Here is a 17,289-nt window from a genome sequence, read left to right as displayed (position 1 = left end):
AGGGGCCGCATGCCGGGGTGCACGGGGGTCGCCCCCCACACCCCGTCGGCAAGTACTGTCAACGACGCGGTAGTTTCAGCGCCTGCGCCCGAGCTCGCGTCAGTCACGCTCACGCTCAGTGATGCACGGACCGCCTGCTCGCCTCCGCGCCGACCGAGTGGGAAACCCTCGGGCCTCGGGGAGGAAGCCGAAGGCCGCCGGCGGCGACCTTGCTGTGGAGGTATCCGGTCACTCCCCGTGAGGCCGGCTCTCGACGGGCTGAAGGCGGACGACGGCGTCGAGCCCACCGCCGGGGGCTGCCTCCAGGGCGACCTCGCCACCGCAGGCGTGGGTGAGTTGCCGGACCATCGGCAGACCGAGGCCCGTGCCGTCGTGGTCGGCGTCGGCGGCCCGCCAGAACCGGTCGAAGGCCCTGTGCCGTTCGGCCTCGGACATGCCGGGGCCTTGGTCGATCACATGCAGCTCCGTCATGGGCGGGGTGCGGGTGCCTTCCCTCGCGCGGGTGACGGTTGCCAGCGTGATGGCGGTTCCCGGCGGGGACACGCGCAGTGCGTTGGAGAGCAGGTTGTCGATGATCTGCTCCGGTGCTCCCGGGACCGCCCACACGCGAACGCCTGTGGCCCCGGAGACGATGATGTCGACCTGCTGCTCGTCGGCGAAGGCTGCCCAGATGGCCGCGCGATCGGCGACGACGGTGTTGAGGTCGACCGCCTCCGGGCTGATCGCGGAGTTCTCCAGCCGGGCGAGCGCGAGCAGCCCCTGCACCATACGACTGAGCCGCTCCAGCTCCCCGAGTGCTTGGTCGAGGCTGTCCTGGGCGCAGGGGGCGAGGTGCGGCTCGAAGTTCTCCAGGCGCAGGCGTAGTGAGGTCAGGGGGGTCTTCAGCTGGTGGGACGCCTCGGAGGCGAACGCCTGCTGAGCCTGGAGCAGGTGCTGGAGCCGGGTCGCGGTTCTCGTGAACGACGCGGCGAGCCGGCGTAGTTCCGGCGGCCCGTGATCGGTGGCCGGTGGATCGCTGATCCGTCCTTCGGCGAGTTGTGCGGTGGCGCGTTCCAGGGCCTGGACGGGACGGGTGATCGAGCGGGCGAGAGCGAAGCCGATCAGGGAGACGGCGGCCAGGACCCCCAGCCCGACGGCGGCGAGGGCCAGCCAGGTAGCGCGGACCTTCGCCTTGAGCGGATCCAGCGCATACACCGTTCGCACCACGCAGGCGACGGTGGCGTCGGAGCCACCGGGCACGGTGACGGAGAGGACCCCTCCGGTGGTGGACGGGTCGCTGCGGGTGCTGACGGCGGGCTGGTCGCGCAGCCCGGTGGAGATGTCGGGCTCGTCGGACAGGTGCCTGCCGACCGGGAGACGGGCACCGGTGTCGGCGAGGACAGCGCCCTTGTGGTCGGCGACGAGCACGCGGCTGCCGGTTCGCTGCGCGTACGCGCGGGCCAGTTCGGGCAGGTCGGCCGTCAGTCCGTGCTCCATCTTGTCCTCGCAGACCTCGGCGAGCGTCATCGCCCCCTGCTGCGCCGTATGGGAGAAGCGGGACAGCTCGCTGCGGGCGTAGAAGATGCCGAACGGCACTTCGAGCGCGAGCAGGACGAGCAGTATCAGGCTCAGATGGCTGAGCAGGATGCGACGCGTCACCGCGGCCCTCCGCCGCGCGCCGGCTCTGCGGCGGACGTGGTTTTGGCGGTTGCCGGCGGGACCAGGCGGAAGCCGATTCCGCGGATGTTCTCGATCCAGGAGGAGTCACCGAGTTTGCGGCGCAGCGCCGCGATGTGGACGTCCAGGGTCTTGGTGGGGCCGAAGAAGTTCGGTTCCCACGCCGTGTCGAGAATCTGCTGGCGGGAGCACACCGCCCCGGGGTCTTCGGCGAGGCAGACGAGCAGGTCGAACTCCTTGGGCGCGAGAGTGATGGGCGCCTGGCGCAGGTGTACCCGCCGAGTGCGATGGTCGATGGTCAGGGGGCCGATCCGCTGGATGCGGGACGTCCCAGGTCGTTGTGCCAGATCATCCGAGGGCTGCGGCTCCTCACGCGGGGTAGCCGGCGCGGGGGGTCGGGCGCGGCGTGTCACGGCGCGGATCCGGGCGACGAGCTCCCTGACGCCGAACGGCTTGGAGACGTAGTCGTCCGCGCCCAGCTCAAGACCGAGTACCCGGTCCACCTCGTCGTCTCTCGCAGTGATCATGATGATCGGTACGGACGAGCGGGAACGGAGGGCACGGCAGACGTCGATGCCGTCCATGTCGGGCAGCCCCAGGTCCAGCAGCACCATCTCCGCCTCCGGCGCGGCGAGGCCGTCGGCCCCGTTTCCGGCGTGCTCGACGCTGAATCCGAAACGGCGCAGTCCCTCCGCCAAGGGTCCGGCCACCCGGTCGTCGTCTTCGATCAGCAAGACATGCATGCCGAAAGGCTCACAGACCTTGGCCGAAGGGTGTGGTGTAAACGCCGTAGCCTCCCCCGAGCCGGTGATCCTCCACGGTCGGCGTAACCGCTGAAGCACAGAGCGAGGACGACATCCAGGACATGGACAGCGGGGAGTAAGCCGAGAGTTAAGGCCGCGGACGCCGGTGTGCACCCTCCCAGGTGAGGGCCGAGAACCGATCCAGGGTCAGGCCGCATCAAATGAAATGTCTTCTCGGCGGAACCGGGTGGAGGCGTGGGCGGAAGAGCGCTTCATCGGAGGAATCCGGGATCGCCGCTGTATGTGCTCTGGCAATCCGCTTGATCGTCGTCCCGTAGCGTCGGTTGTACGGCCGGTGCCACCGGGGCACCACCCGACAAGCCTCCCACCGCAAGCACCAGGGACACCGTATGCCCATTGATGAACTGCGTCGCACGCGCCCGGACCTGGTGGAGCCCTTCATGACCGCGCTGCCGGGGGCACGCGCCACCGTGCTGGGCCGGTTATGGGGTGCCTTCGTACGAGAACCCCTGCCCGGCGTGAGCGGGCGCCGCCGGGAGTCCGACGCCCTCGTGGTCGAGTTGCAGAGGGGCGGTTCACTCTCGGCGGCCGAGTCCAGCGCGCGGCCGTTCGCCGAGGTGCCCGACGACTTCGCCGTATCGGGTCCGAAGGGGCCGATCCATGGGCCGGCGGAGTTGCTGGCGCGGCTGGGCCTGCGTACCCCCGCGGCGGAGCGGCTGGCGGCCGAGCTGCACAACAGCGTGGTCAATCTGGCCCTGGCCAGGGCCGCGAACGCCGGCGCAAGGGTCCCCCTGAAGGATTCGGCGGATGCCGAGCAGGCGGTGGTCGACGGTCACCCCCAGCATCCCTGCTGCAGGACGCGCACCGGTATGTCGATCGACGACGTGCTCGCGTACGCTCCTGAGCACCACCCGGTCGTGCGGCTGGCGCTGCTCCGTGTCCCGGCCGACCGCTGGCAGGGGGCCGGCGACTGGCCGGAACGATTGCGTGACGGCGACACGCTCCTCCTCCCGCTGCACCCCTGGCAGCGGAACCATGTGCTCGCGCACCACCCCGACCTGGCCGTCGTGGAGGAGACGATCCCGGCCCGGCCGCTGCTGTCGCTGCGTACCCTCGCCCCGCTGGACGTCCTGCCGGGCTGCCACATCAAGACGGCGCTCGACGTGCAGGTCACCAACTACCGGCGCACCATCACCCCGGCCGAGGTCGCCGACGGGCCCCCGCTGTCCGACCTGGTCGCGGCCGTCATCGACAAGGCCGGGTATCGCGGCAGCCTGCGCGTCCTGCGGGAGCTGGGCGGCGGCGCGGTGCGCGTGGACGGACAGCCCTCCGAGAGCCTGGCCGCGATGATCCGGGAGTCTACCCAGTGCCACCTCGACGCCGGAGAGATCGCGGTTCCGCTCACCGCCGTCCACGCGACCGGAGCCGCCGTGGTGTCGGGGGATCCGGTGCGCTGGCTGGCGGATGTCGCCGGGCTCGTCCTGCCGCCCGCTCTGACTCTGCTCTCCATGGGAGTGGCGCTGGAGGCCCACGGCCAGAACACCCTGGTCGTGCTGCGGGACGGGCGGCCGGTGCGGGTGCTGTACCGGGACCTGGACGGCGTGCGGGTCAGCCCACGCCGCCTGGCCCGCTGCGGTTTCACGCTGCCGCCGTTGCTGGGCACGCGAGCGGGCGATGACGTGGCCGCTCTGCACACCAAGCTGTTCGGCGGCCTGATCAGCGGAGTCTTCAGCGAGTTGGTCGACGTCCTCAGCCGGACGCGGGCGGCCGATCCCCGGGCGCTGTGGAGCGCGGTGGCCGACGTCGGCCACCAGGTGTACGCCGACCTGCCGGACCAGGAGGACGCGGCGGCGTTCTTCGGCGACACGACGCCGCTGAAGGCGACCGTCGCCATGCGCCTGGCCGAGAACCCCGGCAAGGCCCAGTGGACGCCCGTCCCCAACCCCCTGGCGCTGTGCCGTTGATGCCCTGCACCGACCGCTGTCCCCCTGGAGCGACCACATGAACACCGGCACCGCCACCCACGCCACCACGATCGACACAAGCACGCCGGTGACGACAGCCGACACCGTCACCGCCCACACGCTGCTCAACTGCCTGATCCGCGAGGTGTCAGCCCCCGAGTATCAGGTGACGGTCGACGACGACCACCTCCTGCTACGACTGCCCCGCCGGGGAATCCTGCTGCGTTCCCCGCTGCGCAGGGTCTCGCTGATCGGAGCCCACCGCTTCCAGGGCCCCGTGCAGCAGCTCGACAACGACGCCTGGGTGACAGTCGGCTGGAGAGAGCTGGCCGGATACATCCAGGACGAACTGCAACTGCGTACGGGTGTCGCCAACGAGGAGTTCCTGAGTCAGGTCGCCGACAGCCGTGAGACCATCCGCACCGCGCTGGAGGAACGGGCGGGCGCCTCGCCGCACCCGGATCCGTACGTGGCGTCGGAGCAGTCCCTCGTGCTCGGCCATCGCTTCCACCCCACTCCCAAGTCCCGCACCGGCGACCCGGCGGACTGGCTCGCGTACGGCCCGGAGACCGGCGCGTGCTTCCGTCTGCGCTACCTGGCCGTGCGCCGGCATCTCGTGTGCGAGGAGGGAGAGTTGCGGGAGATGGACGCGCTGTGCCCGGCGGCCGATCCGGGATTCGCGATGCTGCCGGTGCATCCCTGGCAGTACCGGCTGCTTCAGGCTCACGACCGGCTACGGGAGGCCCTGGCCGCCGGCGATGTCGTCGACGCCGGGGTGAGCGGACCCGAGCTGGTGCCGACGGCTTCGGTGCGCACGCTGTACGACCCTGACAGCGACACCTTCCTGAAGTTCAGCCTGAACGTCCGCCTCACCAACTGCGTCCGCAAGCATGCCGGTTACGAGCTGTCCGGTGCCGTCGCCCTCAACCGCCTGCTCCAGCCCGTCTTCGCCGAACTCGCCGGCCGCTTCCCGGGGTGTGCGCTCCTGGCCGAACCCGGCTACCGCACCCTCGACACCGCAGGCGACACCGCTCTCCTGGAGGGCCTCGCTGTCATCGTCCGCTCCGGCCTGCGCCACCATCTGCGTCCCGGGGTGACACCCCTGCTCGCCGCCGCGGTGGCGGACGAGTACCCGACCAGTACAGCCCACGTCTCCCAGCTGCTCGCCCGCGGCGACGGGGACGTCCTGGCCTGGTGGGACGCGTACCTACGACTGCTGCTGCCACCGGTGCTGGCCGCCTACTTCGAACACGGCGTCGTCCTGGAACCCCACCTGCAGAACGTCGTCGTCGGTGTGAACGCCGACGGTACTCCCGCGCAGATGCTCTTCCGCGACCTGGAGGGCACCAAGCTCCTGCCCCACCACCACCGGAACACCCTCGCCGACCTGTCCGAGGGCGTCCGGAGCCCCCTCACCTACGACCCCGAACGCGGCTGGAACCGGGTCGCGTACTGCCTCCTGGTCAACCACGCCGCCGAAGTCCTCAGCGCCCTGGCCGACCTCGACCCGCCCCTTGAGCCCGCCCTCTGGGGCCTGGTCCGCGACCACCTCGACGCCTACGCCCGCACCGCCGGCGAACCCCCTCGCCTGCGCGCCCTGCTCTCCGGCGTACCACTGCCCGCCAAGGCCAACCTCCTCCTGCGCTGGGCCCGCCGGGCCGACCGGCACGCCACCTATGTGCCCCTACCCAGCCCCCTCGGCGCGGACTTCCCCCGCGAGGTGATCCGGTGAGGCCCGACCTGCTCGACCTCATCGCCAAACTGACCGACGACGACCTGCCCGCGTACGTCTACGACCTCCCGGCCCTGCGCGAGCACGTGCACGCGATCCGGGCCGCACTGCCGGAACGCGTCGAGCTGCTGTACGCGGCCAAGGCCAACTCCGATCCCCGAATCCTGCGAGCCCTGGCCGCGCACGTCGACGGATTCGAGGTGGCCTCCGGTGGGGAACTGAGCCACGTCCGCAAGCTCGTCCCCGATTCGCCGCTCGCCTTCGGGGGCCCCGGCAAGACGCAGACAGAGCTGGCCCAGGCGCTGGAAGCCGGAGTGGAGCGCCTGCATATCGAGAGCGAACACGAACTACGTCTCCTTGCCACCCTGCTGGGCGACCGGAGCGCGGACGTCCTCCTGCGCGTCAACCTGCCCATCGACTTGGGCGATGTCGCCCTCGCCATGGGCGGCCACCCGAGCCCCTTCGGCATGGATCCCGCGCAATTGGACGGCTGCCGGGAGCTGATCGCCTCCGACCCGCGCATCCGTCTGCGCGGACTGCACTTTCACCTGGCCAGCGGACTGCGGGCCCAGGCCCAACTGGCCCTGATCGACAAGATCCTGACCTGGGCCGAAGGCTGGGCTCAGGACCGCGCAGCAGACTTGGCCGAAGTGAACGTCGGAGGGGGAATGGGCGTCGACTACACCCACGCCCACCAGGTGTTCGACTGGTCCGCGCTCGGCGCGGGACTGGCCCGGATCCTGACCCGCCACCCTCGCCTCACGCTGCGGATCGAGCCGGGCCGTTCGGTCACCGCGTACTGCGGCTGGTACGTCACCGAGGTCCTGGACATCAAGTTCAGCCGCGGGGAGGCGTTCGCGGTGCTGCGCGGAGGCACTCACCATCTGCGCACTCCGGCCGCCAAACAGCACGACCAGCCCTTCGAGGTGATTCCCGACGACCTCTGGCTGCGGCCCTGGGACCGGCCCGAGACCCGTCGCGAGCCGGTGACTCTGGTCGGACAGCTGTGCACGCCGAAGGACGTCCTGGCCCGCCGCGTCACAGTGGAGCGGCTGCGCGTCGGCGACCGAGTCGCCTTCGCCATGGTCGGCGCCTATGCCTGGAACATCTCGCACCACGCGTTCCTCATGCACCCTCACCCGACCTTCCATCACCTGGACGATGCCGAGGTGTCCGTCGCCTGCGGCACGTACGCCCCTCAGATGTCATGAGCGAGAGCTCCCGCCTGCCGGTGACAGCCACACTCGCCGTCCGGAACTTCCGCCGCTACCTGCTCGGACAGCTGACCTCCAACATCGGAACGTGGATGCAGCGTGCCGCCCAGGACCTGCTCGTCCTCCACATCACCGGCAACAGCGGCAGCGCGGTCGGCGTCGTGACCGCACTTCAGTTCCTGCCGCAGACCCTGTTCGGCCTGACCGGAGGCATCCTCGCCGACCGGTACCCCAAGCGACGGATCCTGCTGCTGACCCAGACGGCCATGGGAGTGCAGTCACTCCTACTCGGACTGCTGACCGTCACCGGCGCGGTGAACCTGCTGTCCGTCTACGTGCTGGCCTTCGCCCTCGGCACCGCCACCGCCGTGGACAGTCCCGCCCGCAACGCCTACATCTCCGACCTGGTCGATCGGGAGCGCGTGGCCACCGCGGTCAGCCTGAACTCCGCCCAGTTCAACGTGGCCCGCACCGTCGGCCCCGCCCTCGCCGGCCTGACCGTCGCCGCCTTCGGCACGGGCCCGGTGTTCCTCGTGAACGCGGCCTCCTACCTGGCCGTCCTCTACGGCCTGGTCGCCATCCGTACGGACAACCCAGGCGGGCACGGTCGACCCCGACCCGGGCGTACCCGACTGCGCGACGCCTTCCGCCACATCGCCTCCACCTCGGAACTGCTCCTGCCGATCAGTCTCATTGCCTTCGTCGGCACCTTCGGCCTCAACTTCCAGGTCACCATCTCCCTCGTCGCCATCACGGACTTCCACACGGGCGCCGCCGCTTTCGGCTACCTCTCTGCCGCATACGCCTTGGGCAGCCTCATCGGCGCGGTGTACGGGGCAAGCCATGGCAAGCCGCCGACCTTACGCCGCCTGATCTCCACCACGATCGTCTTCGGGGCATTGGAAGCCGCGCTCGGCCTGATGCCGGACTGCGGTTCGTTCATGGCCCTGCTGATCCCCACTGGTTTTGCCGCGGTGATCGTGACCACCACCGCCAACGCGCTGACCCAGCTTCATGCCGACCCACACCTGCGAGGCCGCGTCATGTCCGTCTACTTCCTGGTCCTCCTCGGCGGCACCCCCGTAGGCGCCCCGCTGGTCGGTTTGGTGTCGGACACCCTCGGCGCCCGCTCGACCCTGGTCCTGGGCGGCGTCGTCTCAGCGTTCTCCACACTCGTGCTCTCCGTCTTGATCAAAGGCCGGACCCAACGACTCACCCGCGGCGCAGGAGCGGCCGCCGTCACCAACCCGCCCTTCGCCTCCGCCCAGCCAACAGGCGGCCGGCAGCCCGACCTGTGACGCATCCGCAGGGCCGGGCCTTTGCTGTCCGTCGAGTCCCGGCGCGGCCTCCGTAGGGCCGAACCCCGAGGCAACCGGCCTGGCATGGGCTGTCTCACCATGTCCAGCCGTGGCCGCCGCTGTTGTGGGACAGGGCCAGGACAGCGGTGGCCACGGTGAGGCACTGGGTCGGGCGGCCCTGGCGGAAAAGGGCAGCAAGGGCCCAGGCGAGAGCCGTGTACCACGGCATCGACCACGGTGCCGCGAGGACCCAGGCGAAGGCCAGCGCGAACGGCAGGGCGCCGACAGCGGGGGCGTCCGGAGTGGGGCCGCGGCGGAGCACCCACGCCAGCGCGAGCATGACCACCGGCCACAGCACGCTGACGATCGTCGCAGTTGTGTGAGGGCCCAGGGCCGCGGTGCCGTACCGGTCGAAGACCGCCCACAAGGAGGGTGTGGAGACCAGTCGGGAGGCGGCGGAGAGCGGGACCAGTGCGTGCGCGCCGTAGGCGCCGTAGAGCGCGGCCAGGGTCAGCGCGGCCGCGCCTGCCTGCCGGGCGGCCGGTCGCCAGGCGCCTGAACGCAGCAGCGGCATGGCCAGTCCGACGCCCAGCAGGCCGGCGCTGACCTTCACGCCGCAGGCGAGGCCGACCAGTCCTCCCACGATCAGGTCGTGGTGCCATCGGGTAGACCTGCGGGCGAGGTGGATCGCGCAGAGGGCCAAGCCCGCGACGAGGGTGTCCAGATGCCCGCCTGCGACCAGCACGCCGATCAGCAGCGGGTTGGCGCTCCACAGCAGGCCCGCGCGGACCGGATCGTCGGCGGTGCGCAGCAGCAGGTACCCGGCGCCGACGAAGACGGCGGCGTTCGCGAGCATCAGTGCCCATATGGTCAGCCACGGCCGTTCCTGGCCGACGAACGCCGCCGCGCCCTGCCACCACGTCGCCACCGGCCCGTACACGGAAGGTGTGTTCCGCCACCCCTCGCTCACCAGGTGGGCGTACGCGCCGCCCAACCGGGCGGGAGTCGTCACGTACGGGTCGCCGCCGAGCGCGGCGATACGGCCGTACGCGGCGTAGCTGGCCATGTCGGAAGAGCCGACCGGGGTGAGGTTGGCCACGGCCAGCGCGGTGAGCGCGCCGAGCCGGAACAGGAGCCGGGCATCGGGTCTCCAGCCTCGCTCATGGGCCCTGAGCATGCCCAGCACGCCCCAGCACGACAGCACGATCGCCACGATCGTGACCGTCTGGGAGACGGTGTCGGACATGGCAGGCAGCCGAAGCCAGGTGATCGGTGCCCTGAGTGTGTTGTGGTTGGGCGCGCTCGCGCCGACCAAAGCGAACAGTGCGACACCGGCCCCGGCCGTCCACACCGCTGGGCGCGGTGCCGGCCGGTCGACGACCGTCAGCCTCCACGGGGAAATTCCCCGCATCGAGCTCATGAGACGCAAAGCCCACTCATTATGGTTGGTCGTCAAGGTCACTCTCCGGGTGTTGCTTCAATTCGCGGTGTGGACATCCGTGACGATCTTGTCCGCGAACTTGCAGCCCTTGCTGCTGCCGGGCATCTCCGTCGCCGCCGCACCGCCGCTCCTCCGGCAGACTCCCCAGCAGCTGCCGCAACAGTTCCTCGTCCGTGGCGGGCAGCTTGTCGACGAACCGGGCGAGCACGGCTTCGCGGTCCGGGTCGGACTCCAGCGCTCGGTGTATCCGGCGAGCGGTCATGCCGGGGAGTCCGTCACCGGCGCGTACACACACGAGCGGCCCTGCCTGGTCCGGATCGGTGCTCCCTTGTCGTGCATCCGGGACGGCACGGTCGCCGCCGTGCTGTACGCGAGGTCGTCGCCCAGGCTGCACAGCAGCTCACCCGCGGTCAACGCCCGGCGGGCGGACCGCGGCAGGGCAGGCACCTCGGCCCCCGGGGAGCCCGGCCGCCGCCTGCGGGTGGCGGGCCCGGAGGTCACGAGTCAGCTTCCTTCCCTCATTGTCTACAGATCGTGTAGACGCCGGCGTGCCGCCGAGTGTGCCACGCCCTCCCGTGCACCACCCAATCCGGTACGCGGCTCGCCGGTAGTACCGGGCACGGGCTCGGCGCGGTCACCACCGTCACAGGCGGTGCATTCCGGGAGCCGAGGGCGAGCACTCTGACCAGATCGACAGCATCGGGCTCAGGTGTGGTGTGATCAGCGTCCGGCAGGCACTCGCACTCGCGTCCCGCGCGATCCTCCGCGGCGAGACTTCGGGCTGGGGCGGTTGCCGGCGTGTTGCGAGCCCGGCTTACTCTTACAACTTGTAGGAGTTGCCGGGAGTGTCAGCCCGCCCCGGGCCAGGCCCCCCGTGGGGTCTCACGGTGGGGCGGCTTGGCGGCGGTGGCGTGTGCCTGGCCGAGGGGTGGCGAGTATGAGTGAACACCGGCGCCGATCGTCGGGGAGGACCGGACCGTCCGGCTCGGACGGCATGCCGCACAGCGGCCGGGCAGCGGCGCGCAGGGCTGCCCGGGCAGCGGGCGGGAGGGGCGGCCACGCGACGGACGCGCGACGTGAGGACGCCGGACGCTCCGGCCGGACGGACAGGCGTCGAGCGCGGGCCGGGCGTTCCGGCCGGCGCCGCCTCATCGACTACCCGCGGGCGGGCAAGCACGGCTTCGGGCGATGGCTGCCCTCGTGGAAGTTGGTGTCCGGCACGTTCCTGTTGTTCCTGGGCTGTGTGGTGGGCCTGGTCGGGTACGCCTACGCCACGACGACGATCCCCAGCGTGAACCCCAGCACACAGGCGCAGAGCAACACGTACTACTGGTCGGACGGCTCGGTCATGACGACACAGGGGTCTACCAACCGGCAGAACGTCGATCTCGCCGAGGTTCCGAAGCTGGTGCAGTGGGACTTCCTCGCGGCGGAGAACGCCACCTTCTACACCGACCCCGGTATCGACACGCAGGGCATGCTCCGCGCCGTCTACCACATGGCCTCCGGCGGCGAGGTGCAGTCCGGTTCCACCATCACCCAGCAGTTCGTGAAGAACACCTACCTGACCCAGGACCAGTCGGTCACCCGCAAGCTCAGGGAGATCATGATCTCCCTGAAGATCGGTGGCCAGTTGTCCAAGCAGCAGATCCTGCAGGGCTATCTCAACAGCTGCTACTACGGCCGTGACGCCTACGGCATCGAGGCCGCGGCGCGCACCTACTACCACGAGCACGCCTCCCAGCTGACCGTCAGCCAGGGCGCCTTCATCGCCGCCACGGTCAACGAGCCGAGCGTGCTCATGCACGCCGATACTGACCCGCAGGCCAAGGCCCAGGCCACGGCGCGCTGGAAGTACGTGCTGGACCGCATGGCCAAGATCAACAAGATCACCGCCGCGCAGGAACAGCAGTACCTGACCGCCGGGTTCCCGACGCCCAAGCCCTACTCTCCGTCGGCGGGGATGGACGGGCAGACCGGCTATCTGGTGCAGACCGCCGAGAAGTACGTCGAAGCCCACACGTCCCTCACGGACCAGCAGTTGGGGCACGGCGGATACCAGATCTACACCACCTTCAACAGGCAGAAGGTGAACGCGTTGTCGGCGTCCGTGGCGGCGATGGAGAAAAAGCACCTCGACCCGAAGCTCCGCTCGGCCGACAAGGACGTCCAGGTCGGCGCGGCGTCCATCGATCCGTCCACCGGCGCGGTCGTGGCCCTGTACGGCGGCGCGGGCTGGAACAAGGGCCACTGGACCAACAACGCGGATGCCACGGGTGTGCCGGTCGGCTCCACCTTCAAGCCCTTCGACCTGGCCGCGGGCCTCGACCACGGCGCCGTCCTGTCTCCGGGGCAGCCGGCCTCGCCGATCACCCCGGACTCCAAGTTCAACGGCGACGACGGCATCACCATCAAGAACCAGCAGGGCCAGGAGATGCCGGACCCGGGCGACCCCTCGGGCCTCCTGCACCAGCGCAACGACGTGCCCACGAAGTGGGGTTACATCACGCTGCGCAAGGCGATGGAACAGTCGGTCAACACCCCCTACGTCCAGCTCGGCGAGTACGTCGGCTACGACAACGTGGAGAGCGAGGCCATCAAGGCGGGTCTGTTGCGCAAGAGCCTTCAGTACGACACCCCCGGCTTCTACATCGGTACCTCCACCCCCTCGGCGATCCGCATGGCCGACGCGTACGCCACCTTCGACGACAGCGGCGTCCAGCACGAGCCGTACTCGGTGACCAAGGTCGTCGCGAACGGCCTCCGGCTGACCGGCTTCGCGGCGCCCAAGGGCATCACCGCCATGCCCACCTCGACCGCCGACACCGTGACCGACGTCCTGCAAGGTGTCGTGAAGAGCGGAACCGGCACCAACGCCCAGGCCCTGGGCCGCCCGGTGGCCGGCAAGACCGGTACGACCGACGACTACAAGTCCGCCTGGTTCATCGGCTACACCCCGCAAATGGTCACGGCCGTCAGCATGTTCAAGGAGGACCCGAAGAACTCCGGCCTCCAGTCGATGAAGGGCGTCGGCGGCTTCTCCAAGGTCTTCGGCGCCGACATGCCCACCGAGGTGTGGACCGGCTACATGACCGCCGCCCTCCAGGGACAGCCCGTCCAGCAGTTCCCGCCCGCACCCACACTGGGCCAGAGCACCGACGAATACGGCGCACCCTCACCCACCCCTTCCGCCACTGCGACCCAGAGCACCCCCACGGCCACCCCGACCGCACCGGACACACCGAGCCCCACCGGACCGTGTCACGGGCACAAGAAGAACTGCGTCAGCCCGAGCCCGACCGACACCGCCGGCACCACGACCGGCGGCACGACCGGCGGCACGAACGGCGGTGCGGGCGATGGCGGACTGCTCGGCGGTACCACCGGCGGTGGTACCTCACCCACACCCACGACCAGCCCACCGGCCACGGCCGGCACCCGTGGACGGGCGCCGCGCTGATCCACGGCGCTCTCGGCACCCAAGCTGGTGACTGCCATCGGCGCGAGGCTCGTCGGCGTTGTCATGGTGACAGGGTGCGTGCAGCCAGGCGGCGAAAGACGGCGTTCATGACAGCCGGTGTCCGATCCCGGCTGCCGTGGCGACGGTGAGGTGGCTGTGGGTCTCACGCGGCTTGCGGCGCAACCGGGTCAGGTACTGATCCCCAGTGTTGTGGCCGACCGTGCGCCTGGTCGGGCCAGTCCGCCCGACCAGGGCGCGACGGTGTACGAGGCCTCGTCGGCGGATGAGTGCGCCCAGCGGCCGGAATTCCGTCAGGGACGGTGTGAGGCGGGCACCGCGCACGGTCGCGCCGTGCCGGACCGCGCCCAGGACGAATCGCCGGGCGTGGCCACGGGCCGCGGGCCGGTTCGTCGGATGGCGGCCGGCAGGCGGGCGGCGCGTTTGGGGAGTCGGCACGGAGTGGGGCAGATGGTCGTTGCCTTCGGCGGAGAATCCGTACGGGCGGTTGGTGAGCCGGTGCTGGGAGCTGAGGCAGGCGACGGGGGCGTGGATGCCGTGGGCACGCATGGCCTGGCACACGTTCCGGCCGTCCGATGTCCAGGGCGGCCGTCGCGACGCCGTGCCGGTCAGGCGCGGGGCGGCGGCACCGTCGGCGGCAGGACTGGGCGAAGTCCTCCTCGGACAGGCCACGGCGCATTACGTCGAGGAGGCTGTGATCGTCCTCAACGACCAAGATCTTCGGGCGCACCGTCCGCCGTCGGTCCGGCGGAGGACGGGATCACACCTGCTCTTCCTCCGGTGTGGCGGTCCGGCGGCTGCGCAGAAACTCAAGGAGAAGAGGAAGCAGTGACACGACGACGATCAAAGCGACCAGTGGCAGCAGATAGCGGTCGACGTTCGGGATCGAGGATCCCAGCGCGTATCCGCCGAGCGTGAGGCCGAGGCTCCACACCAACCCGCCGACGACCTGCCAGATCGTGAACGTTCGCACCGGCACGCCCAGGGCGCCCGCCATCGGGTTCAGCACGGTCCGCACGACCGGCACGAAGCGAGCGAGCACGACGGCCTTCGCGTGTCCGTAGCGCTCCAGCAGTTCTTCGGCGCGCTCTGCTCCCTCGTGCAGCTTCTTCGAGCGACTGCGGGTGAGCAGGGCCCCGCCCGCCTTCCGGCCGAGGAGATACCCGACCTGGGCGCCGGCCAGCGCGCCGACGGCCGCCGACACCAGCAGCGGCCCGAGCGAGAGGTGCAGGCTCTGGTGGGACGAGCCGGTGCAGAGCAGGCCGGCGGTGAACAGCAGCGAGTCACCGGGCAGGAAGAAGCCGATGAGCAGCCCTGTCTCCGCGAACATCACCACGCCGACGCCGAGCACGCCGAAGGCGGCCAGCAGCGACTTGGCGTCGAGCACGTTCACGGCGAGCTGCGCCGCGAGGTGCAGTGGTGGAATCATGCGGCCGAAGCCCCTCTCTGGGAGCGATGTGATGTCGTCGAGCGGATAGTTGTGAACGGCTACACCAGAGTAGACGGTCTACTCGAATGTAGACGATCGTTCGCTGCAGTGCGCTCCTGACGGCGCGTGGCCGGCAGCTGCCATCCGTGGTCGCGGATCGGGCCGACTTCGTAGCCCCGCTCCGCGCAGGTGTCGAGGATACGGGGCACCGCGCCGAGGGCCGAGCGCCAGGCGCCGGGGGCGGAGGTGCAGTCCGAGTCGTGCAGCAGGATCGTGCCGCCGCCGTCGAGGTCCGCCGTCACCGTCCGGTGGACGGACTCGGGCGTGGCCCGTGCCGTCCAGTCCTCGCCCCAGCAGGTCCACAGCACGGGGGTGAGGCCGAGGCGCCGGGCCGACACATGGGCGGCGGTGGACATGATCCCGTACGGCGGCCGAAAGAGCGTCGGCAGCGTTCCGGTGATGTCGGCGACCGTGTCGCGGGCGCGGGCGAAGTCGTCGTACGTCGCGCGCGGGCCGCGCAGCAGCAGAGGCCGGTGCCGCCAGCCGTGGACAGCGATCTCGTGGCCGGCCGCCGCGATCTCGCGTGCCACACCGGGGGAGCGGTGAGCCTCGCTGCCCAGCAGGAAGAAGGTGGCGCGCACCCCGCGCCGGTCGAGCAGCCGCAGGAAGAACGGGGTGGACAGCGGGTCGGGTCCGTCGTCGAAGGTGAGGGCGACGTGGTCCGCGCGGCCCCGGCCGGACAGGCGCGGCATGGTGCGGTTGCGCAAGGGCCCGAAGGTGGAGACGACGGGCGCGCAGTGGACCGCGGCGAGGGCGGCGGCGGGCAGGGCGGCCAGTGCGGCCGTGCGTAGCGGGCGGGAGGTCCTCACGAGTGGTGCCCCTCCTCGATGAAGGCCGGCGCGAGCCGGTCCAGGTCGGGGCCGTGGCCCAGGGCGCGCATCAGCGCGGGTCCGTCGTAGGTCGTCGCGACCCCGGTGCCGACGGCGCATGCCCAGACCGCGCAGGCGGCGGCGCCGGTCACCGGGAGCCGCCGGGTGCGCAACCGCCGCCGGCCCGGTCCGGGCGGCGGGGGATTCTGGCTCCGGTCCCGGAGCCCTGATCGGTGAACGCGTGCTATCTCGGCCGCCGGCCCGCCGTCCTGCGTCCGGGCGAAGAGGGCGAGCCCCGTTGCCCGCTGCCGGGCTCCGAGCGGACCGTCGATCAGGTCGCACAGCATTGCTTTGAGATCGGCTGGGTCCCGGATCCAGACGGCAGCACCAGCCTCGTCCAGGGCGGCCGCGTTGGTCAGCCCGTGTCCCGGTATGCAGCGGTAGCTGGCGACCGGCAGGCCCGAGGCGAACGCCTCCAGGGAGGTGAGGCCACCGGCGTTCTGGACGAGGACGTCGGCGGCACGCATCAGGCCGGGCATGTCGTCGACCCAGCCGAAGGCGTACTCGATCCCGTCCGCCCGCAGCTGCTCGGCCAGGGCTTCGTTCCGGCCACATACGACGACCGGGACGGCGGCGCCGGAGTCACGCAGCTCCAGAGCCACCTTGCGGACCGGGCCGACACCCCAGGAGCCGGCGACCAGAAGGGCGAGCGGGGCGTGCTCGGGCAGACCGAACGCCGCCCGCGCGCGGGCCCGTCGCCCGGCGTCGCAGGGGCGGAAGCGGGGGTCGGTGACGGGTCCGCACACCCGTACGTCCCTGGCTCCGGCGTTTCGCGCCTGGTTGGCGGGTACCGCGTGGGCGGCGAGGTGGACGTCCACACCATCTGCCACCCACAGTGGATGCACCGAGAAGTCGGTCAGGTAGGTGACGACGGGGACGGTGAGGCGCCCCTTCAGACGCAGATTGCCCAGCACCCGGCTGGCTCCTGGGTACGTGGAGACCACGGCCCCGACGTCCGGGCGCAGCACGCGCAGCACACGGTCCTCGGAGGTGCGCAGCAGGGCCCTCGCCACAGGGCCGCTGCCGCCCGCGCGTTCGGTGCCGGCGTAGATCCGCTGGTAGGCCCAGGGGGCCATGACGAGCATGCGGTGGTAGCCGTCCCGGACGGCCCGGCCGAGTCCGGCGGGCAGCAGATCCATCAGGTCGTACCGGTCGACGCTGAAGCCGTCTGCCGCGAGCCGGCGCTCCAGCTCGCCGGCGGCACCGTCGTGACCGGCTCCGACGCTCGCCGAGACGACCGCGACCCGGCCCGCGCTGCGCGGCGTGGCCCGCTGCTGCGGAATGGCGCCCGCAAGGGCGGGGCCGGGCGCCGTGCTTCCGGCATGGGGCATGGGCTTTTCCTCCGCACGTGAAGGGAGCGACGGAACTCTACGACATGTAGTAG

The 17,289-nt window shown here is 70.8% G+C and carries 13 protein-coding genes; 5 read left to right on the top strand and 8 right to left on the bottom strand.

The features are described from left to right. Window positions 1-228: 228 nt before the first annotated feature. Window positions 229-1,638, bottom strand: coding sequence for a sensor histidine kinase (locus tag ACIP94_RS15260; protein ID WP_402424866.1), 1,410 nt, complete (start codon window positions 1,636-1,638; stop codon window positions 229-231). Further along, a complete protein-coding gene (locus ACIP94_RS15255) occupies window positions 1,635-2,399 on the bottom strand; it encodes a response regulator transcription factor (protein WP_402424863.1) in 765 nt (254 codons plus the stop codon). The genes ACIP94_RS15260 and ACIP94_RS15255 overlap by 4 nt, the downstream gene beginning before the upstream one ends. Before the next feature lie 410 nt (window positions 2,400-2,809). Here ACIP94_RS15255 and ACIP94_RS15250 point away from each other — a divergent pair, with 410 nt between their 5' ends. Genes ACIP94_RS15250 through ACIP94_RS15235 form a run of 4 tightly spaced genes read left to right on the top strand, consistent with a single transcriptional unit; the run spans window position 2,810 to window position 8,628 of the window. Beyond that, window positions 2,810-4,384 (top strand): IucA/IucC family protein, encoded by a 1,575-nt coding sequence (locus ACIP94_RS15250; RefSeq protein ID WP_402424860.1) that lies wholly within the window; start codon window positions 2,810-2,812, stop codon window positions 4,382-4,384. Between the two features lie 37 nt (window positions 4,385-4,421). Next, entirely contained in the window at window positions 4,422-6,116 is a 1,695-nt protein-coding gene (locus tag ACIP94_RS15245) for an IucA/IucC family protein (protein WP_402424857.1), read from the top strand. Then, window positions 6,113-7,327, top strand: a complete 1,215-nt coding sequence (locus tag ACIP94_RS15240; RefSeq protein ID WP_402424854.1) for a type III PLP-dependent enzyme — start codon at window positions 6,113-6,115, stop codon at window positions 7,325-7,327. The genes ACIP94_RS15245 and ACIP94_RS15240 overlap by 4 nt, the downstream gene beginning before the upstream one ends. Next, window positions 7,324-8,628: an MFS transporter gene (locus ACIP94_RS15235; RefSeq protein WP_402424851.1), complete on the top strand. Its 1,305-nt coding sequence runs from the start codon at window positions 7,324-7,326 to the stop codon at window positions 8,626-8,628. Before ACIP94_RS15240 ends, ACIP94_RS15235 begins: the two co-directional genes overlap by 4 nt. Before the next feature lie 94 nt (window positions 8,629-8,722). Here ACIP94_RS15235 and ACIP94_RS15230 read toward each other — a convergent pair whose 3' ends face one another. Then, on the bottom strand, window positions 8,723-9,874 hold the full coding sequence (locus ACIP94_RS15230) for a hypothetical protein (protein ID WP_402424849.1): 1,152 nt from the start codon (window positions 9,872-9,874) through the stop codon (window positions 8,723-8,725). Between the two features lie 453 nt (window positions 9,875-10,327). Further along, window positions 10,328-10,570, bottom strand: coding sequence for a BlaI/MecI/CopY family transcriptional regulator (locus ACIP94_RS15225; protein WP_402424846.1), 243 nt, complete (start codon window positions 10,568-10,570; stop codon window positions 10,328-10,330). A 709-nt stretch (window positions 10,571-11,279) separates the two neighbouring features. Here ACIP94_RS15225 and ACIP94_RS15220 point away from each other — a divergent pair. After that, window positions 11,280-13,529 (top strand): transglycosylase domain-containing protein, encoded by a 2,250-nt coding sequence (locus ACIP94_RS15220; protein ID WP_402424844.1) that lies wholly within the window; start codon window positions 11,280-11,282, stop codon window positions 13,527-13,529. A gap of 105 nt (window positions 13,530-13,634) precedes the next feature. On the opposite strand, the gene ACIP94_RS15215 is transcribed toward ACIP94_RS15220, so the two are convergent. The 4 genes from ACIP94_RS15215 to ACIP94_RS15200 all read right to left on the bottom strand — a co-directional run bounded on the left by ACIP94_RS15215 (window position 13,635) and on the right by ACIP94_RS15200 (window position 17,236). After that, a complete protein-coding gene (locus tag ACIP94_RS15215) occupies window positions 13,635-14,096 on the bottom strand; it encodes a DNA-binding response regulator (protein WP_402424841.1) in 462 nt (153 codons plus the stop codon). Between the two features lie 211 nt (window positions 14,097-14,307). Continuing rightward, complete coding sequence (locus ACIP94_RS15210) at window positions 14,308-14,976, bottom strand: DedA family protein (RefSeq protein WP_402424838.1); 669 nt, start codon at window positions 14,974-14,976, stop codon at window positions 14,308-14,310. Between the two features lie 59 nt (window positions 14,977-15,035). Next, window positions 15,036-15,845 carry a polysaccharide deacetylase family protein gene (locus ACIP94_RS15205; protein ID WP_402424835.1) on the bottom strand — a complete coding sequence of 270 codons (810 nt, stop codon included), beginning with the start codon at window positions 15,843-15,845 and terminating at the stop codon, window positions 15,036-15,038. Continuing rightward, a complete protein-coding gene (locus ACIP94_RS15200; RefSeq protein WP_402424832.1) occupies window positions 15,842-17,236 on the bottom strand; it encodes a glycosyltransferase in 1,395 nt (464 codons plus the stop codon). Before ACIP94_RS15200 ends, ACIP94_RS15205 begins: the two co-directional genes overlap by 4 nt. Between the last annotated feature and the right edge of the window lie 53 nt (window positions 17,237-17,289).

This window comes from Streptomyces sp. NPDC093261, from assembly GCF_044753645.1.
In the GTDB taxonomy this organism is placed as follows: Bacteria; Actinomycetota; Actinomycetes; order Streptomycetales; family Streptomycetaceae; genus Streptomyces.
Note: the sequence above shows the minus strand (reverse complement) of the source record. Positions and strands in the feature narration are given on the sequence as shown.